Annotated in this window: 22 protein-coding genes; 18 read left to right on the top strand and 4 right to left on the bottom strand. The window is 49.6% G+C overall.

The features are described from left to right. Window positions 1-215 precede the first annotated feature (215 nt). From ccoN to fnr, 11 genes are all read left to right on the top strand, one after another. Entirely contained in the window at window positions 216-1,646 is a 1,431-nt protein-coding gene (ccoN, locus tag ACXAF9_RS06630) for a cytochrome-c oxidase, cbb3-type subunit I (RefSeq protein ID WP_475071981.1), read from the top strand. 19 nt (window positions 1,647-1,665) lie between these two features. Next, window positions 1,666-2,286: a cytochrome-c oxidase, cbb3-type subunit II gene (ccoO, locus tag ACXAF9_RS06625; RefSeq protein ID WP_475071977.1), complete on the top strand. Its 621-nt coding sequence runs from the start codon at window positions 1,666-1,668 to the stop codon at window positions 2,284-2,286. Window positions 2,287-2,292: 6 nt separating this feature from the next. Then, the gene (locus ACXAF9_RS06620) at window positions 2,293-2,484 is read left to right on the top strand and encodes a cbb3-type cytochrome oxidase subunit 3 (RefSeq protein ID WP_475071973.1); all 192 of its coding nucleotides are present in this window, start codon (window positions 2,293-2,295) and stop codon (window positions 2,482-2,484) included. After that, window positions 2,481-3,374, top strand: coding sequence for a cytochrome-c oxidase, cbb3-type subunit III (ccoP, locus tag ACXAF9_RS06615; protein ID WP_475071971.1), 894 nt, complete (start codon window positions 2,481-2,483; stop codon window positions 3,372-3,374). The genes ACXAF9_RS06620 and ccoP overlap by 4 nt, the downstream gene beginning before the upstream one ends. A gap of 131 nt (window positions 3,375-3,505) precedes the next feature. Next, entirely contained in the window at window positions 3,506-4,930 is a 1,425-nt protein-coding gene (gene ccoG, locus ACXAF9_RS06610) for a cytochrome c oxidase accessory protein CcoG (protein WP_475071970.1), read from the top strand. Between the two features lie 46 nt (window positions 4,931-4,976). Continuing rightward, window positions 4,977-5,498, top strand: coding sequence for a FixH family protein (locus tag ACXAF9_RS06605; protein ID WP_475071968.1), 522 nt, complete (start codon window positions 4,977-4,979; stop codon window positions 5,496-5,498). A gap of 49 nt (window positions 5,499-5,547) precedes the next feature. Next, window positions 5,548-8,031, top strand: coding sequence for a heavy metal translocating P-type ATPase (locus tag ACXAF9_RS06600; RefSeq protein ID WP_475071966.1), 2,484 nt, complete (start codon window positions 5,548-5,550; stop codon window positions 8,029-8,031). 26 nt (window positions 8,032-8,057) lie between these two features. Further along, a complete protein-coding gene (gene ccoS / locus ACXAF9_RS06595; protein ID WP_475071964.1) occupies window positions 8,058-8,279 on the top strand; it encodes a cbb3-type cytochrome oxidase assembly protein CcoS in 222 nt (73 codons plus the stop codon). Next, window positions 8,276-8,938, top strand: coding sequence for a sulfite exporter TauE/SafE family protein (locus tag ACXAF9_RS06590; RefSeq protein ID WP_475071962.1), 663 nt, complete (start codon window positions 8,276-8,278; stop codon window positions 8,936-8,938). Before ccoS ends, ACXAF9_RS06590 begins: the two co-directional genes overlap by 4 nt. A gap of 92 nt (window positions 8,939-9,030) precedes the next feature. Further along, window positions 9,031-10,422 carry an oxygen-independent coproporphyrinogen III oxidase gene (gene hemN, locus ACXAF9_RS06585; RefSeq protein WP_475071957.1) on the top strand — a complete coding sequence of 464 codons (1,392 nt, stop codon included), beginning with the start codon at window positions 9,031-9,033 and terminating at the stop codon, window positions 10,420-10,422. 94 nt (window positions 10,423-10,516) lie between these two features. Beyond that, a complete protein-coding gene (fnr, locus tag ACXAF9_RS06580) occupies window positions 10,517-11,290 on the top strand; it encodes a fumarate/nitrate reduction transcriptional regulator Fnr (RefSeq protein ID WP_475071953.1) in 774 nt (257 codons plus the stop codon). 250 nt (window positions 11,291-11,540) lie between these two features. On the opposite strand, the gene ACXAF9_RS06575 is transcribed toward fnr, so the two are convergent. Next, the gene (locus ACXAF9_RS06575) at window positions 11,541-12,164 is read right to left on the bottom strand and encodes a hypothetical protein (protein ID WP_475071949.1); all 624 of its coding nucleotides are present in this window, start codon (window positions 12,162-12,164) and stop codon (window positions 11,541-11,543) included. A 175-nt stretch (window positions 12,165-12,339) separates the two neighbouring features. Between ACXAF9_RS06575 and ACXAF9_RS06570 the strand changes: the two genes are divergently transcribed. From ACXAF9_RS06570 to ACXAF9_RS06560, 3 genes are all read left to right on the top strand, one after another. Further along, window positions 12,340-12,882, top strand: coding sequence for an adenine phosphoribosyltransferase (locus tag ACXAF9_RS06570; protein ID WP_475071948.1), 543 nt, complete (start codon window positions 12,340-12,342; stop codon window positions 12,880-12,882). Window positions 12,883-12,947: 65 nt separating this feature from the next. Beyond that, window positions 12,948-15,503: an ATP-dependent helicase HrpB gene (hrpB, locus tag ACXAF9_RS06565; protein ID WP_475071947.1), complete on the top strand. Its 2,556-nt coding sequence runs from the start codon at window positions 12,948-12,950 to the stop codon at window positions 15,501-15,503. Between the two features lie 129 nt (window positions 15,504-15,632). Beyond that, window positions 15,633-16,205, top strand: a complete 573-nt coding sequence (locus tag ACXAF9_RS06560; RefSeq protein WP_475071943.1) for a YceI family protein — start codon at window positions 15,633-15,635, stop codon at window positions 16,203-16,205. A 59-nt stretch (window positions 16,206-16,264) separates the two neighbouring features. Here the strand turns inward: ACXAF9_RS06560 and ACXAF9_RS06555 are convergent, their stop codons facing one another. The 3 genes from ACXAF9_RS06555 to ACXAF9_RS06545 all read right to left on the bottom strand — a co-directional run bounded on the left by ACXAF9_RS06555 (window position 16,265) and on the right by ACXAF9_RS06545 (window position 19,412). Beyond that, window positions 16,265-16,720 carry a YccF domain-containing protein gene (locus ACXAF9_RS06555; RefSeq protein WP_475071939.1) on the bottom strand — a complete coding sequence of 152 codons (456 nt, stop codon included), beginning with the start codon at window positions 16,718-16,720 and terminating at the stop codon, window positions 16,265-16,267. A gap of 68 nt (window positions 16,721-16,788) precedes the next feature. Beyond that, window positions 16,789-18,060 carry an SEL1-like repeat protein gene (locus ACXAF9_RS06550; RefSeq protein ID WP_475071936.1) on the bottom strand — a complete coding sequence of 424 codons (1,272 nt, stop codon included), beginning with the start codon at window positions 18,058-18,060 and terminating at the stop codon, window positions 16,789-16,791. Between the two features lie 92 nt (window positions 18,061-18,152). Then, window positions 18,153-19,412: a D-alanyl-D-alanine carboxypeptidase/D-alanyl-D-alanine-endopeptidase gene (locus tag ACXAF9_RS06545; protein WP_475071932.1), complete on the bottom strand. Its 1,260-nt coding sequence runs from the start codon at window positions 19,410-19,412 to the stop codon at window positions 18,153-18,155. Window positions 19,413-19,614: 202 nt separating this feature from the next. Between ACXAF9_RS06545 and rdgC the strand changes: the two genes are divergently transcribed. The 4 genes from rdgC to ACXAF9_RS06525 all read left to right on the top strand — a co-directional run bounded on the left by rdgC (window position 19,615) and on the right by ACXAF9_RS06525 (window position 23,860). Beyond that, the gene (rdgC, locus tag ACXAF9_RS06540) at window positions 19,615-20,523 is read left to right on the top strand and encodes a recombination-associated protein RdgC (RefSeq protein WP_475071927.1); all 909 of its coding nucleotides are present in this window, start codon (window positions 19,615-19,617) and stop codon (window positions 20,521-20,523) included. Window positions 20,524-20,540: 17 nt separating this feature from the next. Then, complete coding sequence (gene queE, locus ACXAF9_RS06535; RefSeq protein WP_475071923.1) at window positions 20,541-21,170, top strand: 7-carboxy-7-deazaguanine synthase; 630 nt, start codon at window positions 20,541-20,543, stop codon at window positions 21,168-21,170. A 389-nt stretch (window positions 21,171-21,559) separates the two neighbouring features. After that, complete coding sequence (locus ACXAF9_RS06530) at window positions 21,560-22,699, top strand: cation diffusion facilitator family transporter (RefSeq protein ID WP_475071921.1); 1,140 nt, start codon at window positions 21,560-21,562, stop codon at window positions 22,697-22,699. Between the two features lie 147 nt (window positions 22,700-22,846). Next, on the top strand, window positions 22,847-23,860 hold the full coding sequence (locus ACXAF9_RS06525; RefSeq protein ID WP_475071917.1) for a GGDEF domain-containing protein: 1,014 nt from the start codon (window positions 22,847-22,849) through the stop codon (window positions 23,858-23,860). Window positions 23,861-23,911 lie beyond the last annotated feature (51 nt).

Below are 23,911 nucleotides of genomic sequence, written 5' to 3'. Positions count from 1 at the left end.
AAGGATTCCAATAAACAGAATATTCCTTACATATCAGCAAGTTAAAAATAGTCAATTCAACGAAACACGACAATAAAACAGTCTAAGCATGGCTATTTGGGTTCCAATTAATCACTCATAAAACCTGTTTTTGGCTGCGTTGAACGAGCATATTTATTTCCAGATAATGATTTTGGAACTCTATTTGTAAAACTGAGCTTTGATGAGAACCTAACATGAGCACTGTGACTGAACACCCAACTTATAATTACAAAGTTGTGCGCCAGTTTGCCATTATGACGGTGGTATGGGGCATCGTCGGCATGTCCGTGGGGGTGCTGATAGCAGCCCAACTGGTATGGCCCGCACTGAACTTTGACACTCCTTGGCTAACTTACGGACGGATCCGTCCGCTTCACACCAATGCGGTTATCTTCGCATTCGGTGGTTCTGCGTTATTTGCAACGTCTTACTACGTTGTACAGCGCACCTGCCAAACCCGGTTGTTCTCCGATGCGCTGGCATCGTTTACCTTCTGGGGCTGGCAAGCGGTCATTGTGCTCGCAGCCATTACGCTGCCGATGGGCATTACGTCCGCTAAAGAATATGCCGAGCTGGAATGGCCAATCGACCTTCTGATTACAGTGGTGTGGGTCAGCTATGCCATTGTGTTCTTAGGCACTGTCAAGAACCGAAAGACCTCCCATATTTATGTCGGTAACTGGTTCTACATGGCGTTCATTATTACGGTTGCCGTGCTTCACGTGGTTAACAGCATGGAAATGCCTGTGAGCATGTGGAAATCCTACTCTGTTTACCCTGGCGCTGTGGATGCCATGGTTCAGTGGTGGTATGGGCACAACGCTGTAGGCTTCTTCCTGACCGCTGGGTTCCTCGGGATGATGTACTACTTCGTACCAAAACAAGCTGAACGTCCTATCTACTCTTACCGTTTATCCATCGTCCACTTCTGGGCGTTGATCGCCACGTACATGTGGGCCGGTGGTCACCACCTTCATTACTCGGCTCTGCCTGACTGGACTCAGTCCGTTGCGATGGTTATGTCCTTGATCCTTCTGGCGCCTTCTTGGGGCGGTATGATCAACGGTATGATGACCTTATCTGGCGCATGGCATAAATTGCGTACGGATCCTGTATTGCGCTTCTTGGTTGTATCCCTGTCTTTCTACGGTATGTCGACCTTCGAAGGTCCGATGATGTCGATCAAAACCGTTAACGCGCTTTCTCACAACACGGACTGGACCATCGGCCACGTTCACGCCGGCGCTCTTGGTTGGGTTGCGATGATCTCCATCGGTGCGACCTACCATATGATCCCTCGCCTATTTGGTAAGGCTCAGATGTGGAGCGTCAACTTAATCCATACGCACTTCTGGTTAGCGACCGTCGGTACGGTTCTGTACATCTGTGCGATGTGGGTTAACGGTATTCTGCAAGGTCTGATGTGGCGTGCTGTTAACGAAGACGGCACACTGATGTTCAGCTTCGTTGAAGCCCTAGAAGCCTCTCACTACGGTTACCTGGTGCGCTGGATTGGCGGCATGTTCTGGGTAACGGGTATGTTGTTGATGGCCTTTAACACTTGGCAAACCGTTCGCAAGAACAGCAACGCACCGACTGCTGATGCAGCGGCGCAAGCGGCATAAGTGGTAAGGAGCTAAAATCATGATCAAACACGAAACGATCGAAAAGAACATTGGATTAATGATCCTTCTGATCATCTTAGTGATCAGCGGTGGCGGCTTGGCAGAGATTGTCCCTCTGTTTTTCCAAGCCCAAACCACTAAGCCGATTGATGGTTTGCGTACCTACTCTGCACTTGAGCTGGAAGGTCGCGATATCTACATCAAAGAAGGCTGCCACGTTTGCCACACCCAGATGATTCGTCCATTTCGCGCCGAGACCGAACGCTACGGTCACTTCTCTACCGCGAACGAGCACGTTTGGGAGCACCCTTTCCTTTGGGGTTCTAAGCGTACCGGTCCTGACCTTGCGCGTGTTGGTGGACGTTACTCCGACGACTGGCATCGTGCCCACTTGTATAACCCGCGTGACGTCGTACCTGAGTCCAAAATGCCCTCTTACCCTTGGCTGTTTGATAACCAGCTAACGGGCGCGGAAACCGCTAAAAAGATGGCCGCTTTGAAAAAGCTGGGCGTACCGTACACCGCCGAGCAGATGGAAACCGCACAAGAGGAGGTCTCAGGCAAATATGAGATCGACGCTCTGGTGGCGTATCTGCAAGCGTTGGGTAAAACCCATTCTGTCTACAACAATAAGCGGTAAAGACTTGTGAGTTACGATGTTTACGGCCCTTTCATTCCGGTGATCATGCTCATCACATTCGTGGGATTGTTTATCTGGGTGCTACTGCCCGGTAACAAGAAGCGTTTTGATGAGGCCTCTCAACTGCCCTTTGCAGATGACAAAGAGGAGCAAGACACCGAACGAGAGATCGCCAGTGACAGGAGAATCGAAAAATGAGCTTTTTTTGGAGCATGTGGGTAAGCGTCATTACCCTAGCAGTCATTTTAGGATGCGCTTGGCTGCTCATTCAGACGCGTAAAAGCGAAACCTATAAAGAGGAAACCGAAGAGACCTTAGGTCACGAGTTTGACGGCATTGCCGAATACGACAACCCGTTACCGCGCTGGTGGTTTATGCTCTTTATGGGCACTGTGATCTTTGGTTTGGTCTACTTAGTGCTTTACCCAGGCCTTGGTAACTTTAAAGGCTTACTGGGTTGGACCTCGGCTGGCCAGTGGGAAGAAGAGATGGCGCACGCCGAAGAGGTGTACCGCCCGACCTTTGCCCGCTATGCGGCTCTGTCCATTGAGGAACTGCAAGATCCAAACAACGCCGAAGGCTTGCGCATGGGTGCACGTATGTTTGCGAACAACTGCTCTGTGTGCCACGGCGTAGCGGCTACCGGTGCGTATGGCTTCCCTAACCTGACTGACAGCGATTGGCTGTACGGTGGCGACCCAGCCACGATTGTGCAAACCATCACTCACGGTCGCCAAGGTGCGATGCCTGCGTGGGGCGAAGTCCTACAAGAAGAAGGCGTACGTGATGTGGCAAGCTATGTTCGCAGCTTAAGCGGTCTTGAAGCGGATGCCGAAATGGCCGCTCGCGGTAAAACACAGTTCGATATGTTCTGTACCGCCTGCCACGCACCTGATGGTACCGGTATGCAGATGCTAGGCGCGCCTAACCTAACGGACGATACTTGGTTGTACGGCGGCAGTTTTGAAGATATCTCCCACTCGATTCGTGCAGGTCGTGCCGGCGTAATGCCAGCGCACCAAGACCTTCTGAGTGAAGATAAGATCAAACTGATCTCGGCGTATGTTTACAGCTTGTCTAAGCAGTAATTGACAACCATCAAGACAAAAGGCGATAAGATATCTCTTATCGCCTTTTTCAATTAGGAGCGTGCTAACATTAAAAATATCTAATAAATATCGTTTTTAAACGATCCACGTTTCAGCTTGCGAGCACAGGCATGAACCAGATACCCGTAAAAGATGTAACAGACCCAAAGAAACCCAAAGACGACAGCTACGATCTGTACGCTAAGCGCGAACACATCTACGTCAAATTCTATAAGGGTTTATTCAAAAACCTTCGCATCATCTCTGGCGCCTTCATGCTGGTGATGTTCTTCGGTTTCTCCTGGATTCAATGGGATGGCCGCCAGGCTGTACTGTTCGACCTCCCTAATCGTCAATTTCATGTTTTTGGCCTGACCTTTTGGCCACAAGATTTTATGCTGCTGTCGTGGCTGCTGATTATTCTCGCATTTGTTCTCTTTTTCGTGACGGTCTTTGCTGGGCGCTTGTGGTGCGGCTACTCTTGCCCACAGTTTGTGTGGACCTGGTTATTCATCTGGGCGGAGCGCATCACCGAAGGGGATCGCAACCACCGCATGAAGTTGGACAAAGCGCCTTTTTCACTCTCCAAAGCGCAAAAGAAAACCCTAAAACACGTTTTATGGCTCATTATCGCACTGGCATCGGCCGTTGCATTTGTAGGCTACTTCTCCCCTATTCGTGAACTGGTCCCTAACCTGCTTTCTTGGAACTTAGGCCCTTGGGAAACGTGGTGGATCGGCTTTATCGCCGTTGCCACCTATGCCAATGCCGGCTGGCTACGCGAGCAAGTATGCATCTACATGTGCCCTTATGCCCGTTTTCAAAGCGTGATGTTTGATGAAGACACCTTGGTCATCTCTTACGATGAGAAACGCGGTGAGCCACGCGGCAAACGCAAAAAAAGTGCTGATCCAAGCACGCTAGAGCTTGGCGCTTGTATCGATTGTGATAATTGCGTTCACGTATGCCCTGTAGGTATCGACATTCGTGATGGCCTGCAATATGAGTGCATCGCCTGCGGCGCTTGCGTGGATGCCTGCAACGACATCATGGACAGAATGGGTTACGAGCGCGGCTTAGTGCGCTACACCACCGAACATGAGCTTGAAGGCAAGAAAACCCACATTTTCCGCCCGCGCCTGATTGGTTATTTTGCGGTCCTTATAGTGATGTGTGGTGCGTTTGCCTATACATTAGGTACACGCGTACCGGTCGAACTGGAACTGATCCGAGACCGGGGCCAGTTGTACGTTGAGGCCACTAATAATCGGATCGAAAACATTTACACGCTAAAACTGGCCAATAAAGAGCAAGCGGCTCACGAGTATGCCCTTTCGGCGGTTGGCCCCGCGGGCGTTGATATCGAGCTCTTCGCGCCCAAAACGATTAAAGTGGCACCAGGGGAGCTGGCCGAAGTTTTAATTCGCTGCTCCGTTGATAAGGATCAACTCGCCAAAGGCAGTTTTGATTTAAAAATCTCCGCCCAAGCCATTGATGGCAGCGGCATTGAGATTACCAAAGAAAACCGGTTTATCGGGCCGCTGCAAAGCCGATAGTGTTTTAGCAGGTGGCGCATTAGCCGCCTTTGATAAGGTTAGATGTATGACAGACGCACAAGACGCCATAAAACCTTGGTACAAACAGCCTTGGTTATGGTTTTTATTGATCCCACTCATCGCCGTGTTTATCTACGGCTTTGTCTTTTTGTATTTATCGATTGTGACGATGGATGGCGTGGTAAAGGATGATTACTACCGCATCGCCCGAGGCTACGAGGTCAACTCCGAAAAAAACCAGAACGCCATCGAGCACAACCTAACGGCCGAAGTGCGCATGGATGATGTAACAGGTGATGTTCAAGTCGTGATGAACGGTGACTTTGAGCAGTGGCCTGCAACTTTAACGCTGGATGTTGTTCACCCAACCCACCAGCAATATGACCAAGCGATCACATTAAAAGCCCTACCCGGCCAGCCCATTTACAGCGGTTTTTTGACATCTGAGCTAAAGGGTAAGCGCTTTCTGTTCCTCTTCCCTGAAGATCAAGCCTGGCACCTTCGACAAGAGATTCAGCCACCTTACGCTGGCAAAGAAGTACTTATGACCCCAACGGCCGTCCAGTAGTCGCCTTAAGGTATCTATGACTCCAAAAGGCTTAGGGTTAGGTGTTTGAATGAGTAATTCATGTTTTCACTGCGGACAAGCCATCCCCAAAGGCAGTGATTTTACCGCGATAATCCAAGGTCAGCCGCGTGAAATGTGCTGCCTGGGGTGCCAAGCCGTCGCCGAGATGATCGCTGAAAGCGGTTTAGACGGCTTTTACAAACACCGCCAATCCAATCTGAACATCCGCCCAGAAATCAGCGGCAAAGCGCTCCCTTCTGAGCTTACGGACGAACTTGCCCTGTACGACAGTTCATCGGTGCAAACAGGCTTTGTCACCTACCCCGACCCAGAACAGCCCTCTATCAAGGAAGCTATGTTGGTGATCGAAGGGATCACCTGCGCGGCATGTGTCTGGTTATTGGAGCATCATTTAAAAGCGCAAGCCGGTGTTGAATCGGCCAGTGTGAACTTAACCAACCATCGTGCGCGGGTGCGATGGGATGATGATAAAACAACGCTCAGTCAGCTGATGAAAGCCATCTATCAGATCGGCTATCAAGGACACCCTTATCATCCGGACAAAGAGGAGCAGATCCTCGAAACCGAGAAGAAGAAAGCCATCCGTCGTTTAGGCGTTGCAGGCCTTGGCATGATGCAATCCATGATGATGGCGATGGCGCTGTATGCGGGCGCCCTGGAGGGGATCGAGCCGGTATACGAAGCCTTCTTACGCTGGACCAGCTTAATCATTGCAACCCCTGTTGTGCTCTATTCAGCAAGGCCGTTCTTTATTGCCGCTCTTCGCGACCTAAAAACGCGCCACCTGAGCATGGATATTCCGGTGTCCCTTGCGATTGGCGCCGCTTATGTGGCCAGTGTTTGGGCAACAGTGTTTCAAACCGGCGAGGTCTATTATGACTCCGTCACCATGTTTACCTTCTTCTTGTTGATTGGCCGTTATCTGGAGATGCAAGCCCGTCACAGAACAGGCCGCGCCGGTAATGCCTTACTGAACCTCATACCCACCAGTGCGACCCGACTGAACGGCGAGTGCGAAACCCTGATCCCCTCGACTGAGCTGACACCTGGGGATCTTGTGCTGGTTAAACCAGGCCATACCATCCCAGCCGACGGTGTTTTAACCGAAGGCCACTCCTCCATTGATGAATCAGCGCTGACCGGCGAATACTTACCCACCCGCAAACAAACAGGCGATACCGTCGTGGGTGGTACGATTAATGTCGAGAACCCCATTAAAGTGCGAATCACCGAAGTAGGTGCGGATACTCGCCTCTCCGCGATCGTTCGCCTTCTGGACCGTGCACAGCAACAAAAACCCAAAGTTGCTCAGATTGCCGATGCCGTTGCCAGTCGCTTTGTCGCAGCCGTGTTGATCACTGCAGCACTTGTGAGCACCATATGGTGGCAAATTGAGCCAGCCAATGCGTTTTGGATTACCCTATCCGTTTTGGTTGTCACCTGCCCTTGCGCGTTATCACTGGCCACACCCACCGCCTTAACCACCGCCACTGGCACACTGCGCCAACAAGGCTTACTGATCACTCGCGGTCACGTGCTTGAAAGTTTATCGCAAGCAACTCACATCATCTTTGATAAAACAGGCACACTGACTGAGGGCAATTTATCGCTTTCCCATACACAGCCAATCGAAAGTATCACCTCTGAGTTTGCTCTGTCCATCGCAGGGGCACTCGAAGCGCAATCCGAGCACCCCATCGCGAAAGCGTTTAAGCCGTTTGCAAAAGAGTCCGCCACACAGATTGAGACAACCGTCGGAGAAGGCGTTGAGGGCGTTATCCAAGGGAAGCGCTACCGCATCGGTAAGCCTGTGTTCGCATCGCAGCTGTGCGGAGGCACCCTTGAACTTGATAGCGCGCCGGACAGATCAAGTCAGTGGCTGCTCCTTTGTAGCGAAGAAGGCCCTATGGCTTGGTTTGGATTGAGTGATCGGATTCGTAGCGAAGCGGCAAGCACCATCCAAACCCTGCACTCGTTAGGATTAACAGTTGAACTGCTCACAGGTGATCACTCCCCTACCGTTGAATCAGTCGCGCAAACGCTTGGCATTCAACACATCCATCGAAACGTCTCCCCGAAAGAGAAGCTAGATATAGTGCAACAACGCCAATCCGAGGGGGCGAATGTCATCATGGTGGGCGATGGTATTAACGACATACCGGTTTTGGCCGGCGCGCAGACATCGATTGCGATGGGCGGTGCCACCGATTTAGCCAAAACCAATGCCGATGCAGTTTTGATCAGTAGCGATCTAACCCGACTGGTCGAAGGTATTCGGCTTGCCCGAAAAACACGCGCGATCATTCGTCAAAACATTGCGTGGGCACTGGGATATAATGTGTTGGTACTCCCGCTTGCCGCGACCGGGTTCATCGCCCCCTATATGGCTGCAATTGGGATGTCTGCTAGCTCTCTAGTGGTAGTGGGCAACGCATTACGATTATCGAAAACCAAACTTGTACATAATACGCAACCGCGCTCGGTGGCGCCGTTGATTGAGCAAACGCGCTAACAAGCATTCTCACCAAAGAGGCCCCTATGGAGATTTTATTTTTTTTGATTCCATTAGCCATCGTACTGGCAGGCATCGCCGTTTGGGCATTTTTTTGGAGCGTAAATACAGGGCAGTTTGATGATCTGGAATCGCCTGCGCACAGCATTTTGTTTGAAAACGATGAACACCTGATCCCTAAGGATAAAGCCGCCACAAACTCACCTAAAGAGAGTTCGAACGCGCAGGGGCCGGACGCGACTTCATGAGTTTTGACCTTACGGTTGTATCGGCACTTCTGTTAGGTTTTCTTGGCAGCACCCATTGTTTGGGGATGTGTGGCGGTATAGCTGCTTCAATGGCACTCTCAGGTAACCACTTTCGCTTTCTATTGGGCTATAACGCTGGCCGCATTTTCAGTTACACACTCGCCGGTTTACTGGTGGGCTCGTTAGGGTTATTCAGTCAATCAATGACTTCAGCCTTGGTGCTTCGTACACTGGCCGCGCTCATGCTGATTTTGATGGGACTTTATATCGGCCAGTGGTGGAGAGCACTCACCTATCTCGAAAAAGCAGGCCAAGGGCTTTGGTCTCTGATTCAACCAGCTGCGAGCCGCTTGCTGCCGGTAAAAAGCTTGCCACAGGCCATGTTACTGGGCTTTTTTTGGGGCTGGCTGCCTTGCGGTCTTATTTACAGCACTTTGGTCTGGAGCGCTGGCGCTAGCGACCCCGTCAGTAGCGCAACGTTGATGCTGTGCTTTGGCTTAGGTACTTTGCCGGCCATGCTGACCACGGGCCTCATCGCGCACAACATCAAGCAGTTGATGCAAACATCCTGGATGCCACGTGTTTCTGGGCTTTTGGTGATACTGATGGGCTTGGCTTCTTTCCCATGGCAAGGCTGGCTTAGCTTAATCGAAAATTAACACCCTGCCCAGCGAACATTGATCCGTATCAAGGTTTTGGTGTCAGAGCTTCTCTAGAATAGAGCCACTCTACTGCAGTAAGGGGGCTTCCCGTGTCATCACCTTCCGCCATCGCTTGGAATCTAGACCTTATTAACCGATACGACCTAGCGGGTCCTCGTTATACATCGTACCCCACAGCGTTACAGTTTGATCAAGAGTTAACCCCTCAATCCTTGATCACAACCGGTCAAACAACGGCGGACAAAAGCGCACCTCTCTCGCTTTACGTGCATATCCCGTTTTGTGCGCACGTGTGTTACTACTGCGCCTGCAATAAGGTGATTACTCGTAATCGAGATCGCGCTGAGCCCTACCTAGAAACCTTATTCAAAGAGATCGATCAGATGGCAGCCCTATACGGTGAAAACCGTTTGGTTGACCAGCTTCATTGGGGCGGCGGCACCCCCACCTTCATCAGTGATGATCAAATGGAAGCCTTAATGAACAAGCTTCGTCAGGCGTTTCGATTACGCGATGACGACGAGGGTGACTACTCCATCGAAATTGACCCGCGCGAGGTCACCTTCGACACCTTAGCTCGCCTTCGAAAGATCGGCTTTAACCGCATAAGCTTGGGTATCCAAGATGTAGACCCTGTGGTGCAAAAAGCCGTTAATCGCGAACAAAGCATCGAATCGGTACAAGCCATTCTTGATGAAGCGCGCCGACTGGGTTTTCGATCCATCAATATGGATCTGATCTACGGCCTACCCCATCAAGACCTTGAGCGCTTTAATAAAACGCTCTCGACGGTGATTAAGATGAGTCCAGATCGGTTATCGGTGTTTAACTACGCCCATATGCCAGAGCGCTTTCGCCCACAACGTCGGATTGATGCAGAAGCTCTGCCCTCTCCATCGGAAAAACTGCGAATTCTGCAATCCACCATAAACACACTGCTGGCAGCCGGTTATGTGTACATCGGGATGGATCACTTTGCCAAGCCGGATGACGAGCTTGCTAAAGCGCAGCGCGAAGGCCACCTGCATCGTAACTTTCAAGGCTATACGACACACGCACAATGTGATCTGGTAGCGATGGGCGTTTCGGCCATCAGCCAAATTGGCGATGTGTACTACCAAAACGAACACGAAGTAGATGCATGGGCAAACGCGGTCAAAACACGCGGGCACGCCATACGCCGTGGTGTGACCTTACATCAAGACGATCACATCCGTCGTCACGTGATCACCGAATTGATCTGCCACTTTAAGCTGGATATTCAACATGTTGAGCAGCAATTTGGGATGTGTTTTAAAGACTACTTCTTTGATGCCGAAGAAGAGCTAGCGCGTTTTGAAGCCGATAAGCTGATCACACGTAGCCCTGAAAAACTGTTCGTTACCCCGGCAGGGCGCTTGTTAATCAGGCGCATCTGTATGGCATTTGATGCCTACATACCGAAAGCTCAAAAGGTGCAGAGTTTTTCAAGAATTATCTAATATACCATTCAAACAAACGATTATTTGGTACATAATCTGTAGGGTTTTTGATGAATCCATCGAAAACCTTTACCACTATTTACAGGATTGGGTCATGACTGATACCGCCAAAGAAGGGAAACTTCGCAGCATTCACCAAGCTCATTGCAGCAACTGCAGCCTGAGCTCTCTCTGTTTACCCGTGTCACTCAACATGACAGAAATGGATCGACTGGATGACATCATCGATAAAAGTCGTCCGTTGAAAAAAGGAGAGCACCTGTTCCATCAAGGTGAGGGTTTTACATCTGTGTATGCCATTCGGGCAGGCAGCGTGAAAAGCTATACCCTTACCAATGAAGGTGAAGAGCAAATAACTGGCTTTTACTTCCCTGGCGAGCTGGTTGGCTTGAGCGGCTTTGATCACCAAGAGTACCCTATCTCGGTTAAGATTTTAGAAACCACGACCGTGTGCGAGATCCCATTCGATAACTTGGACAACCTGTGTGGGCAGTTGCCTGAGTTACGTCGCCAAGTGATGCGCACCATGAGTAAAGAGATCCGTGAAGATCAGCAAATGATGCTGCTGCTCTCGAAAAAGAACGCCGAGGAGCGCATCGCCACCTTCTTACTGAAGCTGTCCCAACGCTTTAAAGCCCGTGGTTACTCTGAAAGCAATTTCCGTCTGTCTATGTCTCGTAACGAGATCGGTAACTATCTAGGTTTGGCGGTCGAAACGGTAAGCCGAATCTTTACGCGTTTCCAGAAAAACGGACTCCTTGAAGTCGATGGCAAAGAGATTCGCCTACTGGATATGGACGAGCTCATGATTGCCTCTGGCGAGTGCGTAGGTGAAGAAGAGGAACAAGCACAAACACTCACGCTGTAAATCGAGACCCAACATAAAAAAGCCCTGATAACGCATTGTTATCAGGGCTTTTTTATTGATCAACGAAAACACAATCTTCACAAGTTCGCATGTGTGTTAGGCACAATAAAAAACGCCGGGCAGTTCCCTGTGCCCGGCGCCTAATGTTGCACAAAGAGTAGCCATCTCTGTGTAACCCAACGAGTCCATTAAACCTCTATTCAGGTTTAAAAACATTGAGCTGCGTCAACATAAGTACTTACCTGTAATTTCAAGATCCTAACAGAGTAACCAAGGTAGCCAATACACCGGCACCAGCCGCTTTGGCCGCCGACTCAACAAAACGACGCAACACGCCTTTAAAGTAGGCTTGGCGTTCCGCCCTATCCTGAATCTCCTTGGCGCTTTCGTAACCCTCTTTAAACTCAGCCACTTCCGCTGAATCAAACACGACATCAAGTACAGTAAATAAGCCCTCGGCCGAGACCTTGATCATTTCGGAGTTGAGCGAAAAATCAAACACCTGCTGCTGCGCTTTTAGCTGCCCCTGCAACCAATGTTTGGCCAGCATATCTTCGATGATTAAAAGAATACGGTCTTGTTCAAGCTCAAACACCGCGCGATCCAACGAGGCTAACAGGCGCGCTTTCGCCTCCTCTTCGATATCTCCCCCAAATTTGAGCGCCGCGTCATAACGCAGTTTTTTCACTTTAGACACAGGGGTTTTTAACATTTCGCTGACCGCCTGATGACTGTATACCGCTAACGGCGGCGAGCCATCCAAACCGTGCTTATCCAATAAGTGCATGACCAATGCATCCACATCGGACTTGGGCATCGAGCCTAAACCAAAGGTGAGGTAGTGTTTTAAAAACGCTTGTTCAAACGCGCTCATCGTCTTTGTGCTCCTTATTATTCGAGACTTAGCGATCCACACTGAGACGTTACCGAAACCAAATGACAGTCGGATGATGCATACCGTATTTTGCGCACTCGCAAGAACCCGATATACTTAGCGGTTGTGTTTGTAAGTGGCCTATTTGCCACGTAATTTCAGGAGTCAACCATCCATGTCTTATGACGAGTTTTACGTCAAATCTGTAATCCGTACATTACCAGACTGGCCAGAGCCAGGTGTGATGTTTCGTGATATTACGCCTATCTTTAAAGATCCTAAAGCACTTCGGATGGTTGCTAATGCGTTTATCCAACGCTACATGGAAACAGAAATCACTCACATTGCCTGCATCGATGCACGCGGCTTTTTGCTGGCTTCGATCATGGCGTACGAGATGCAGCTTCCTTTGGTATTGGTCCGCAAAAAAGGCAAGCTGCCGGGTGAAACCATTCACGAAGAATACACCTTAGAGTACGGCACATCGGTTGTAGAGATGCAAAAAGACGCCGTCTCTGCTGGCGACAAAGTTCTGGTCTTTGATGATCTGATTGCTACAGGCGGCACCATCTTAGCGGCCTGCACCCTGATCAAAAAACTCGGTGCCGAAGTGATTGAAAGCGCCGCGATGATCGACCTTCCCGACTTGCAGGGCTCGGCGCGCATTCAAGATGCCGGCATTCCTGTATTTACCTTACTGGCCTACGAAGGGCTTTAAGCCATACCAGGCTCGTTAACAGCAGGTCGCATTTGGCCTGCTGTATATCTCATCTTTGACATATCATGACGCAATCATTGCCCATCGATGCGGTGCTTCCAGAGCTTCTTGAAGCCATATCCACCCATCACACGCTGATCCTTAACGCAGAACCTGGTGCTGGTAAAACCACCAAAGTACCTTTGGCTTTATTAGCGCACCCGGCCTTTTCGAAAAAATCGATACTGATGCTCGAACCTAGACGCCTAGCCGCAAAGTCCGCCGCGCTTCGCATGGCTGAACTTCTGGGTGAACCGGTGGGTAAAACAGTGGGCTACCGGATGCGCTTTGAGTCAAAAACCAGCCAAGACACCCGAATTACGGTCGTTACCGAAGGCGTGTTACTTCGAATGCTGCAAAGTGACCCTTCATTAGAGTCGACCGGCATGGTGATTTTCGATGAATTTCATGAGCGCAGTTTAGATGCTGACCTTGGCCTTGCATTGGTTCAGCAAAGTCGTGACTTTTTTCGTGAGGAAGATGACCCACTTCATGTGTTAGTCATGTCGGCGACGCTCGATAATGATCAACTCATCCGCTTTTTACCCAATGCTAAAGCACTCTTCTGCGAAGGGCGTACTTACCCTGTCGAGGTAAGGTACAAGCCCTATTTCTCGTCACGTCGCCCAACGTTTTCGGAACTGACAAAAGCAGTCACCGATACCGTTCAGCAAGCACTGAGTGATGAGGCAGGTTCGATCTTGGTATTTTTACCTGGGCAAGGTGAAATTCGCCGTGTTGAAGAGGCGCTTCAAAAAGCCGCCTTAGGCGATACGGTAGAAGTTACGCCCCTGTATGGCGACCTCCCCTTTGAGGATCAGCAAAAAGCGATACAACCCGCCCTGACTGGGCATCGAAAGGTGGTCTTGGCCACCAACATTGCCGAAACCAGCTTAACCATACAAGGGATACGCGTTGTTATTGATGCAGGCCTTCAACGCCAAGCCTTGTACGACCCGGTAACGGGCATGAATCGCTTAGTGACCATACAGGCCTCGCGCGCAGCGTGTAAACAACGAGCGGGCCGTGCGGGCCGCTTAGAGGCCGGTGTGTGCTACCGTTTATGGGATGAATCCTTCCATCAAAGCCGCGGCGCCTTCACCCCACCTGAGATTACCCAAGCCGACTTAACCCCGCTGGCCATACAGCTGTTTCGTTGGGGGTGCAGCACATTCGATGAGCTTGATTGGCTAGACACCCCAAACCCTGGCCGCTTCCAGCAAGCGTGTGACTTACTCCAACAACTGGGCGCCCTAAAACAGAACCCACAAACCAACCAGTTAGTGCTAACCGAACATGGCGAGAAGCTTGCTGAGCAGCCCTTACACCCAAGATTGGCCCACTTGGTTCTTAGTGCCGTGGCGTTGAACCAAACAAAGCTGGGTTGCCAGCTCGCCGCCCTTTTACAAGAGAAAGACCCAACTCCCGAGCTTGGTCTTCACATTGAATCCCGACTTGATTGGCTCGCGGGCCAGCAAGAGCCTAGAGCCTTACGTGCACGAATTAAGCAATCCATCGATCGGCTAACTCGCTTAGCGCCCAAAAGCCCTGATGCCCCCACGATACATATCACTGACACCATTGGGGCGTTAGTCGCGTTGGCGTGGCCAGATCGCGTCGCCAAGCAGATTAAACCTGGACTCTTTCGCCTAACCAATGGTCGCCAAGCCGAAGTATCATTAAGCGATTCGCTTGCGAAGTGCGAGTGGATCGCCATTGCCGAAAGCCGCCAACGCGAAGGCCAAGCCGTTGATCAAGTAATGATGGCAAGCCCCATTGATGAGTCCGATGTGGTTTCACTCTTTAAAGATCAGATCAAGACCACAACCCACATTCATTGGTGTACACGTACTCACAAACTGATCGCCGAGGAACAAACACGTTTTGGCGCGCACCTTCTTGGAACTCAGAAGGTCCAAAACCTGCCTAAAGAGACCATCACCCAAGCGGTTGTTTCCTACCTTCAAGAAGCGGGTCTATCGGCCTTACGCCCAACAGATAAGGTACAAACTTGGCTTAAACGCGCGCAGTTAATCAGCACACTCCATCAAGATCAGCCTTTAAATGCCTTAAAACAAACAGGCCTTGAATGGCCTGATTTTTCTGAGCAAACTCTGCTTGCGGAACTCGATGACTGGCTCGGTCCCTTTTTGGCGAATGTTAAAACCAAAGCGGACCTTGAACGAGTGGACCTGTTAAGTGCGCTGCAGTCGCGCTTAACTTGGCCGCAGATGCAAGCGATGGATCAACTAACCCCAGAGCGCCTCACAGTCCCAAGCGGGCAATCGATCACCCTCGATTACCAAGACGACACCCCGGTGTTGTCGGTCAAATTACAAGCCTTGTTTGGTCAGGCCAAAACGCCCGTCATTGCAGAACGGGTTATGATCAAATTACACCTGTTATCACCAGCAGGACGGCCTTTGCAGATCACTCAGGACCTTGCACACTTTTGGCAGCACGCGTATCCGGAAGTCAAAAAAGAGATGAAGGGCCGCTACCCAAAACACCCATGGCCAGATGACCCAATGAGTGCAGAGGCCAAGCACCTAACAAAAGCACGCCTAGCAACAAAGTCGTAATGGCTATAAAAATTAGACTTTGGGCGTGAATATGGTTTTTTACGGAGCTTTTTAGCAGAGATCGCGTCAAACAGGTTCTGCCATGCAGTCGAGGTTTGGCAAAACCACAAATAAAATAAGGATCTCACTATGTTGAAACGGAGCTTCTGTGCTGCTCTTCTAGCCATGTCCGCAAGCGCTGCCATAGCCGATATGCAACTGGATACGGAACAATCTAGCCTGTACTTCACTTCAATCAAAAATAACGCGATTGCTGAAAATCACCACTTTACCGCCCTTTCTGGTGCCTATACGGATGCTGGAACCGCCAAGGTCGATATTGACTTAAGCAGCGTTGAAACCGCTATCCCGATCCGCAACGAGCGGATGCGCGACATGCTTTTTAAGGTGACAGAAAACCCAACGGCCGAAATCACCGCCGACATCCCTAATGAGGTGATGGCCGATGTGACCGAAGGTGTATCTAAAGTCGTCCAACTGCCTATAAGTCTAACCTTAAATGGCAAAAACCTAACGTATGATGCATCGCTTCGCATTACCGCTTTGGAGGGGGCCGTTATGGTAAGCACCGAAAGCCCGATTCTGTTAAATGCAGCAGACTTTGGGTTGGATAAAGGGATTGGAGAGTTACAAAGCGTCGCTGCACTTAGCGCTATTGCCACTAATGTACCGGTGACGGCAACGTTTGTGTTTAAAGAATAGTACTGCTTGGTTTGATTTAAGATCAGTTGGCGCAAACCCGCCAACTGATCGATGTTTCCTTACCCTCTCAGACTCTCAACACTTGCCTTCGCATTACCTGCCAGAGCAGCGCGAGCAACCTCTTTGGATACAACGGTTTTCCCTATCGGCGAGATCGCTATACCGGCCAATTTTAAGTGTTGAAGTCCAAATGGAATCCCGATGATGGTAATAAAACAGGCGATGGCAGAGAACACGTGACCGATCGCCAACCATAAGCCTGCAAAGATAAACCAGATGATGTTACCAATGGTGCCTAAGGCGCTGGTACCAATATCATCCTGTTGAGTGAGTTCTTTACGACTGATCGCTTCTTTGCCAAACGGAAAGAAGGAGAATTTACCCATCACAAAACAGGCGCGTCCCCATGGAATCCCCACGATGGTGATGAAGGCAATCAGGCCGTACAACCACCACACTAGGCCCATAATGACGCCACCCAGTAAAAACCAAATCAAATTCCCTATCGTTCTCATAATCTCATCCTTTAAGATCACATGGTTAAACCCCAATAGCGAGAGAGCCATCGGGGTTATTCAAAAACTTATTGTGCTTGGCTGTTTTGCAAAAACTGCTCGGCTTGGCTTTTCGCTTGCGCACGCTCTGATTCGGACAGCTTAGGCGCGATCTCGTTGAGATCCTCTTCCATTTCAGAATTCAACGCCGTCGCAATGTAAAGATAACCATACGCTTTGGCATAATCTTGCTCGACACCTTCGCCATTGGCGTACATCCACCCAAGGTTCTGAGCAGCTATACCCGTTCTTGATAGCGTCGATTTTTCCAGCAAGTCTTTAGCTTTGGCTAAATCTTTGGGTACATCCTCTCCAAAACGATATTTCTGCCCCAGAAATGCCATGGCATCTAAGTTGCCGCGTTCAGCCGACTGAGTCAGCCAGTAGACTGACTGCTCCGGGTCTTTCTGCAGGATTTGACCAGCGTCATAATGAACCGCCAGTACAAATTGTGCCTTCGCATCACCCAATTCTGCGCCACGGGCCAGCAAGCGTATGCCGTACTCAGGGTTAGGCTCAACACCATAACCTTGCAGATACATTTGCGATAAAACACCAAACGCCAACGGGTAATTTTGTTCTGCTGCTTTCGTCAGGTAATCATGGGCTAAGGACACGTTTTGCTCAGAACCTTGGCTGTACAGATACGAAACACCTAAGTAAAACAGGGATTCAGCCTGCCCTTTATCGGCGGCTTTTTGGTACCACTCCTTGGCTTTTTGCGCATCTTGTTCAACATGGAGACCAAAGCGATAGTAGTTACCCAGTCGATTGGCCGCATTAACATCACCTAGCTCAGCCGCTTTTAATAGGTAATCCATCCCCTTTTGCTCATCAAACCATTGCTCAGAGCTATCTAGGTAGATCACACCTAAGTTTTGCATCGCCTGTGGGTTGCCTTTATCCGCGGCAAGTGTCGATACTTCAATCGCTTTGGCTTTATCTTCTGGCAGCCCCATGCCGCTCCATAAACGAACGCCTAGGGTCATATAGGCTTTAGCGTCACCTGACTCAAGCGCCTTAGCCAACCAGTAATTTGCCGCATCGTCATTTTGTGGAATGTCGCCATACCCCAAAGCAAACATGTCCGATAGGATCAGTTGGTCGTCAACATTACCCGCCATGGCGCTTTGATATGTATCGGCCGGTACGTTATCTAAGGCGGACTCTTTGGGTTGGTAGCTCCCGACCGGTATCATTTTCACCCATTGGGATTGAGATTGTGTTTGGGTGGTTGCACAACCACCAAGAGCCAGAGATGCGGTAATCACCGCAGGGGCAATCCATTTAGAAAGCTGCATATTCATCCTTTAATTGCACAGTAATATAGGAAGCCCTTTCAGACTTCGGATTGTGTGGCGCCAAGTGTATCAAGAATAAGAATTAATTCCATTTACTCGGTCAACGCGCTGGCAAAGCGATAGCGAAAACGCCACTCCAAAGGTCGATTCAACATCAACACAAAGGGGTACCACTCATCTCCGGTTTGCGTATAACCTGCGTAGGTACGAACCCCGTTTAAAGTGCCGGTCTTAGCTTGCACCTTCGCGTTTTTAGACTGACTCGGTAACAAGGAACGCCACGGTTTAAAGTGCTCAAGCAGTACCATCATTTGTGCGGCAGAAATACGATTGTCCCGTGATAAACCTGCACCATCCTCTACGTTAAAGTTTTGCCAGTTAAACGCGGCTTTGGCCTGATCCATCACATACGTTTTGGACGCGGCTTTTAACGCATTGGCATCGGCAGGTTCTGTGCCCTTGGCAAAGGTTTCCATGCCCAACATCAAGTACAACTGGTTAGCGATAAAGTTGTTGGAGTACTTCAACATACCGATCAGGACTTGATCCAGAGTCCGGCTGTTTTGATGTTGGTAGATCAGCACGGCATCATCCGGCGTTTTGGCAAGGCGCATTGGCAAAGTGGCTTGCTTGAGTACTTGGTCTTTAAAGATCTCACCAAAATACTGAGCCGACATCTCCTGCCCACCTGGGAGAGAGATCCGCTTTGTTTCCCCTGGGTTTACATACTGTTCACCCAAAGAGATCGCTAACGGCGTTAATGGAGTTTGCTCTTCAGCGGATGAGATGACTCCGGCTTCGGAGCGCGTCAGATTCACGCTGTTAAAGTTAATCGCAAGGGAGGCATTACCCGCATCGTATGGGTTATCGCTATCACCACGGCCTAAATCCACCTCTGGGAAGGCGGTGGTATCCAGCACAACCGCCGCTAAAGCACGTGTGCCTAAAAGCGGCAACAAGTGCGCTTTAATGGCGTCCAACTCTTCGGAGACAAGAAACGGATCACCGTATCCCTTGATGTAGAGCACGTCGTCTTTTAAGTAAAAATCGGTTTTAAAGCGATGTGTCAAACCCCATTTTTGAATCGACAAATAAGCGGTTAGTACTTTTAACGTTGAAGCAGGAAGCAATAACTTATCTTCATGAATCGAAATAAGCGGGTCCTGAGCGTTTGCAGAAATAATGGCTGCATTTTGATTTGAGGCATAAATGCCCTTCAAAATCGGCGCAAGGTGTTGTTCTCGCGTGGATGGGCCATCCGCAAAGCTTGTCCCTGAAAACGCAAAGGCGGTAACAGCCAAACGGCTGGCCCATCGAGAAAATGTGCGTTTCGTGATCTTGTGACGCGTCATTCTGTGTTCCTGTTACTGGCTTAGAAAGCCTGCTTGCAGTGACTGATTCAAAGTGCGGTGCATGGTGCTCGATTGTGATCGGCTTTTCCAGCCTAACGTGTTTTGAAAACGAAAAAGGAGAAACTCACCCTTTCGCCCTGTCAAAATGACGCCAGAAACACTAAGCTTACGCCCGCGCTATAACCAGACAAACGGAAACAGTATGTGGTTCAAAAATCTGATCTTTTATCGATTCACTCAACCAAGCGATTACACCGCCGATGGCCTTGAAACAGCCTTGCTAGAGCACGCCTTTACACCGTGCAAAAGCCAAGAGCTAAGCCGCTATGGATGGGTATCCCCAGATCAGAACATGGATGCTTTAGTCTTTGCCTCTAATGGTGCGTTTTTAGTGTGCGCGCAAAAAGAGGAAAAGATGCTGCCATCCAACGTGATCAAGAAAGCATTGAACGAGCGCGTTGACATCATCGAAAAAGAGCAGGCCCGTAAGGTTTACCGCAAAGAAAAACTGCAGATCAAAGATGAGATCATCATCGATCTCTTACCAAGAGCTTTTAGCAAGTTTCAGCAAACCCGAGCCTTGATCATGCCAAGGGCGGGACTCATCGCGGTAGACAGCGCTAACTTCAAGCGGGCCGAAGAGTTACTGAACCTTTTGCGTAACAGCTTAGAAACCCTGCCGATAGCTCTCCCTGATGTGCACCACTCCCCGGCCGTTATGATGTCTGAATGGCTTCGTCAAAATAACCGCGTGGTCGAACTCACTCCACTTGATGAGTGCGAAATGAAAGATCCAAGCGAGGAAGGCGGCACCATTCGTATTAAAGGCGAAGATCTTCACAGCGACGAAGTCATTGCCCACCTTGATGCGGGTAAAGAGGTCGTCCAGTTAGCGCTTGAATGGGAAGATACCCTACAATTTACATTGCAGTCTGACCTTCGCGTGAAGAAGATCAAACTCAGTGAAGAGCTGAGCCAAACACTGAACGAAGAAAGCAGCGAAGACCCATTGGTTCGCTTGGATTCGGATACGTCTCGTTTGTCCCTTGAGTGTCAGCGACTGTTCCCCTTGTTGATGAACGCGTTTGGCGGAGAAGTGCCCCGCTCGTAATGGCACTTGGAGTATGAATGTACACTGTTAAAGAGATGTTCTTCACCTTACAAGGTGAAGGAGCTCACGCAGGCCGTCCTGCGATTTTCTGCCGATTTACCGGATGCAACCTTTGGACGGGCCGCGAGCAAGACCGCTACAAAGCCGTGTGTCAGTTCTGTGACACCGACTTTATCGGAACTGATGGTCAGAACGGCGGCAAATTCAAAACCGCTGACGAGCTGGCCGCGCGTATCCAATCCTTTTGGCCGGCACCAGAAGGAACACCCTTTGTCGTGTTTACCGGCGGCGAGCCTGCGCTTCAGCTGGATAAAGCGCTGATTGATGCGGTCCATCAACGCGGTATCGAAATTGCCATCGAAACAAACGGCACCAAGCGTCTACCCGAGGCCATTGATTGGATCTGCGTAAGCCCCAAAGCCGACTCCGACATTATCATCACCCAAGGCCATGAGTTGAAATTGGTCTATCCGCAGCTTTCGGCCATGCCTGAGCGCTTTGCAGATATGGAGTTTGAGCATTTTTATCTCCAACCCATGGATGAAGGTGCCGGTAAAAACCATACCAAAGCCGTGATCGATTACTGCATGCGCCACCCCAAGTGGAAGATGAGTTTGCAGACGCACAAAATTGTGGGCATTGACTGAAGTTTCATCCACTGGTCATACGCCTGTCATAGTTCATGTTTAGCCCTTTAGCAAATCGCGCAAACACCCACCCTGTGTGGGCTTGCGCCATATGCCCACATCATCTGTGGATAACTCTGTGAATAGTGTCAGAAAAACGTCTTACATTGCCCGTCATATGTGGCTCTGATACAAACTGATCATTTTTTAACCATTTGTTTTTATCGTTTTAAATCAATAGCTTAAAAAGATAATTTAGCTGTTTTTTGTTAAGCAATGCTAAAACAACGATTTAAAACTCTTTTTCAATGTCAACCACTTGACCGGTTAAAAACTTTTTAAAAGAGGCTTGTTTTTCGTAAAAAATCTGGTTAGGTAATTGACTGATCTTCAGTGAAGGAAACACGCAGGTGAACAACGAACAAGACAAAGCTCGCATTGCACAAAAAGTAACGTTGATCGGTGCTGTTTTAGATACGTTTTTAGGCCTTGCAAAAATCCTAGTTGGACTTTTTGCAAACTCCGCCGCTTTGGTCGCCGATGGCATTCACTCTTTTTCTGACCTAGTCACGGACATTGTCGTTGTTCTTATCTTTCAAGTCTCACACAAGGCACCCGATGAAACCCACCCTTGGGGACATCAACGATTCGAAACCATTGGTACGGTTCTTTTAGGCGGCATCTTAATGGCTGTCGCAGGTGCGATGGCCTTCGAGAGCCTACGACTCCTATTTGAAGAGAATACGTCTCAGATCCCAGGCTGGGCCGCTTTAGTTGTCTCTATTTTATCCATTTGTTCCAAAGAGTGGATTTATCGCTACACACTCAAATGGGGCAAACGTTTAAAATCCGATTTGATGATCGCCAATGCTTGGCACAGTCGAACGGATGCGATCTCCTCCATTGTTGTTCTGGTTGGCCTTATCGGCGCGTTAGCAGGCTACCCATGGCTTGATGCTTTAGCGGCCATTGTTGTCGCCGTGTTTGTCGGTAAGATCGGTTGGGACCTTACCTACGACAACATCAAGCAATTGGTAGACACGGCCCTTCCTGCAGAGCGCGTAGACGCGTTTAAGAAGACCGTCCTTGAGATTCCTGAAATCATCAACGTGCATCATTTTAAAACGCGCTTGATGGGCAGTCAGATTCAATTGGAGATGCACATTCAAGTGGCGCCTTACATGAGCGCCTCTGAGGGGCACTGGGTGGGTGATAAAGCCGTAGAATCTCTTTTAAAAGAGTACGATGACATCGGCCATGTGATTTTCCACATCGACACCTACGACGATGAGGAGGAACACCTGTGCCGAATACTGCCGCTCAGACACGAGATTGAGTCTTTGATTGCCCCGTTGCTATCCGCACACGGGGTTGAACTGAAACATGCCCTGCTGACGCTTCATTATGTGAACGAGCAGATCGAAATTGAGCTGAAATTCTCTCATACAAACACCAGTTTGAACTTGGACCGCTTAAAAACCGACCTTAACGCTCAGCTGGTTGATTTTCCTTGGTTTTCCAAACTCCGTGTATGGAACGAAATCAGTTAATTCCCTAATATTTTTTTAATTTTGAGCTTCAGAAAGCCTCATTTGGGTCGATACCCTACTTAACTTTACACCCACACATTCTGAAGATATGGACTATAGTGAATCTGTATTCCTATCCCTGACGAGTGAGTTACGTATTGAGGCTCTATGAAATACCTTGAGGACCCGTCACAGTCGGCCGAGTATCTGCGTAAAGCCATTCCTTTAATGGTGCAGTACAGTATCCCGCCTAATCCTTTGAACTACGCGCTCTGGTACACCTATGTCTCGGAAAAGCTGCCTGCATTGAACAAGCAGCTGGACCAAACCTTGGTGACGTATGGCACCTGCCCTACCATCATGAGCGAACAACTGTTCCGCCAGCATGTGATCAACGAAGAAGTTGAACACTCTGAAAAGATGCAAGCCGAAATGGTCAAGCTGGCATCTGGAATGGTCGTGCGAACCCAGTCTGCGGCAAAGGAGACAGCCGACTTTAGTGATGTGCTTGAGGAGAGCTTGGTTGCCATCAACGACCCAAGCCAACAAGCCTCTTTGGATGATGTCATTCAAAAACTGGCCACGCATACAACCCACATCAGCCGCCAGACTGAACAGTTCCAAAAGGAACTCCAGGCCTCACAAGCGGAAATTGAAAAGCTTAAAGAGGAGCTTCAAAAATCCCGCCAAGATGCCAGTGTTGATCCACTGACCGGCCTCTTTAACCGTCGAATTTTCGACACCGAGCTTACCCAGCGCATTAAAGTCAACCCAGAAAACGAAACTGTCTTGATGATGGTGGATGTAGACCACTTCAAGAAATTTAACGATGAGTACGGTCATTTGATGGGTGACAAAGTGCTGCAATACGTTGGCAAATTGCTAAAAGATGAGTGCAAAGAGCCCATGCTACCGGTACGCTTTGGTGGTGAGGAGTTTGCAGTGCTAATGACCGGCCAGACGCTTGAACAAAGCATGGGCATTGCTGAATCCATTCGTCAAAAGATTGAAGCGATTCGCATCAAGCAAAAGAAAAGCGGCAAGGTTATCAGCTCGATTACCGCCTCTTTCGGCATTACCAGCTTAATGCCCGACGAGGACAGCCAAGGCTTTATTGATCGAACGGACCAAGCACTCTACATGGCCAAAGACCAAGGACGAAATTGCGTCGTGGCCGTATAGCCCACTCTGGTCTAGACATAAAAAAACCGGGATGCCCCGGTTTTTTTATCA

The sequence above is a fragment of the Neptunomonas sp. ABH4_499 genome (genome assembly GCF_056160565.1).
Note: the sequence above shows the minus strand (reverse complement) of the source record. Positions and strands in the feature narration are given on the sequence as shown.

Bases quoted from the DNA above. Each gene is read 5' to 3' on its own strand.
- ccoN (WP_475071981.1), top strand. From the start codon at position 216: ATGAGCACTGTGACTGAACACCCAACTTATAATTACAAAGTTGTGCGC.
- ccoO (WP_475071977.1), top strand. From the start codon at position 1,666: ATGATCAAACACGAAACGATCGAAAAGAACATTGGATTAATGATCCTT.
- ccoP (WP_475071971.1), top strand. From the start codon at position 2,481: ATGAGCTTTTTTTGGAGCATGTGGGTAAGCGTCATTACCCTAGCAGTC.
- ccoG (WP_475071970.1), top strand. From the start codon at position 3,506: ATGAACCAGATACCCGTAAAAGATGTAACAGACCCAAAGAAACCCAAA.
- ACXAF9_RS06605 (WP_475071968.1), top strand. From the start codon at position 4,977: ATGACAGACGCACAAGACGCCATAAAACCTTGGTACAAACAGCCTTGG.
- ACXAF9_RS06600 (WP_475071966.1), top strand. From the start codon at position 5,548: ATGAGTAATTCATGTTTTCACTGCGGACAAGCCATCCCCAAAGGCAGT.
- ccoS (WP_475071964.1), top strand. From the start codon at position 8,058: ATGGAGATTTTATTTTTTTTGATTCCATTAGCCATCGTACTGGCAGGC.
- ACXAF9_RS06590 (WP_475071962.1), top strand. From the start codon at position 8,276: ATGAGTTTTGACCTTACGGTTGTATCGGCACTTCTGTTAGGTTTTCTT.
- fnr (WP_475071953.1), top strand. From the start codon at position 10,517: ATGACTGATACCGCCAAAGAAGGGAAACTTCGCAGCATTCACCAAGCT.
- ACXAF9_RS06575 (WP_475071949.1), bottom strand. From the start codon at position 12,164: ATGAGCGCGTTTGAACAAGCGTTTTTAAAACACTACCTCACCTTTGGT.
- ACXAF9_RS06570 (WP_475071948.1), top strand. From the start codon at position 12,340: ATGTCTTATGACGAGTTTTACGTCAAATCTGTAATCCGTACATTACCA.
- hrpB (WP_475071947.1), top strand. From the start codon at position 12,948: ATGACGCAATCATTGCCCATCGATGCGGTGCTTCCAGAGCTTCTTGAA.
- ACXAF9_RS06560 (WP_475071943.1), top strand. From the start codon at position 15,633: ATGTTGAAACGGAGCTTCTGTGCTGCTCTTCTAGCCATGTCCGCAAGC.
- ACXAF9_RS06555 (WP_475071939.1), bottom strand. From the start codon at position 16,720: ATGAGAACGATAGGGAATTTGATTTGGTTTTTACTGGGTGGCGTCATT.
- ACXAF9_RS06550 (WP_475071936.1), bottom strand. From the start codon at position 18,060: ATGCAGCTTTCTAAATGGATTGCCCCTGCGGTGATTACCGCATCTCTG.
- ACXAF9_RS06545 (WP_475071932.1), bottom strand. From the start codon at position 19,412: ATGACGCGTCACAAGATCACGAAACGCACATTTTCTCGATGGGCCAGC.
- rdgC (WP_475071927.1), top strand. From the start codon at position 19,615: ATGTGGTTCAAAAATCTGATCTTTTATCGATTCACTCAACCAAGCGAT.
- queE (WP_475071923.1), top strand. From the start codon at position 20,541: ATGTACACTGTTAAAGAGATGTTCTTCACCTTACAAGGTGAAGGAGCT.
- ACXAF9_RS06525 (WP_475071917.1), top strand. From the start codon at position 22,847: ATGAAATACCTTGAGGACCCGTCACAGTCGGCCGAGTATCTGCGTAAA.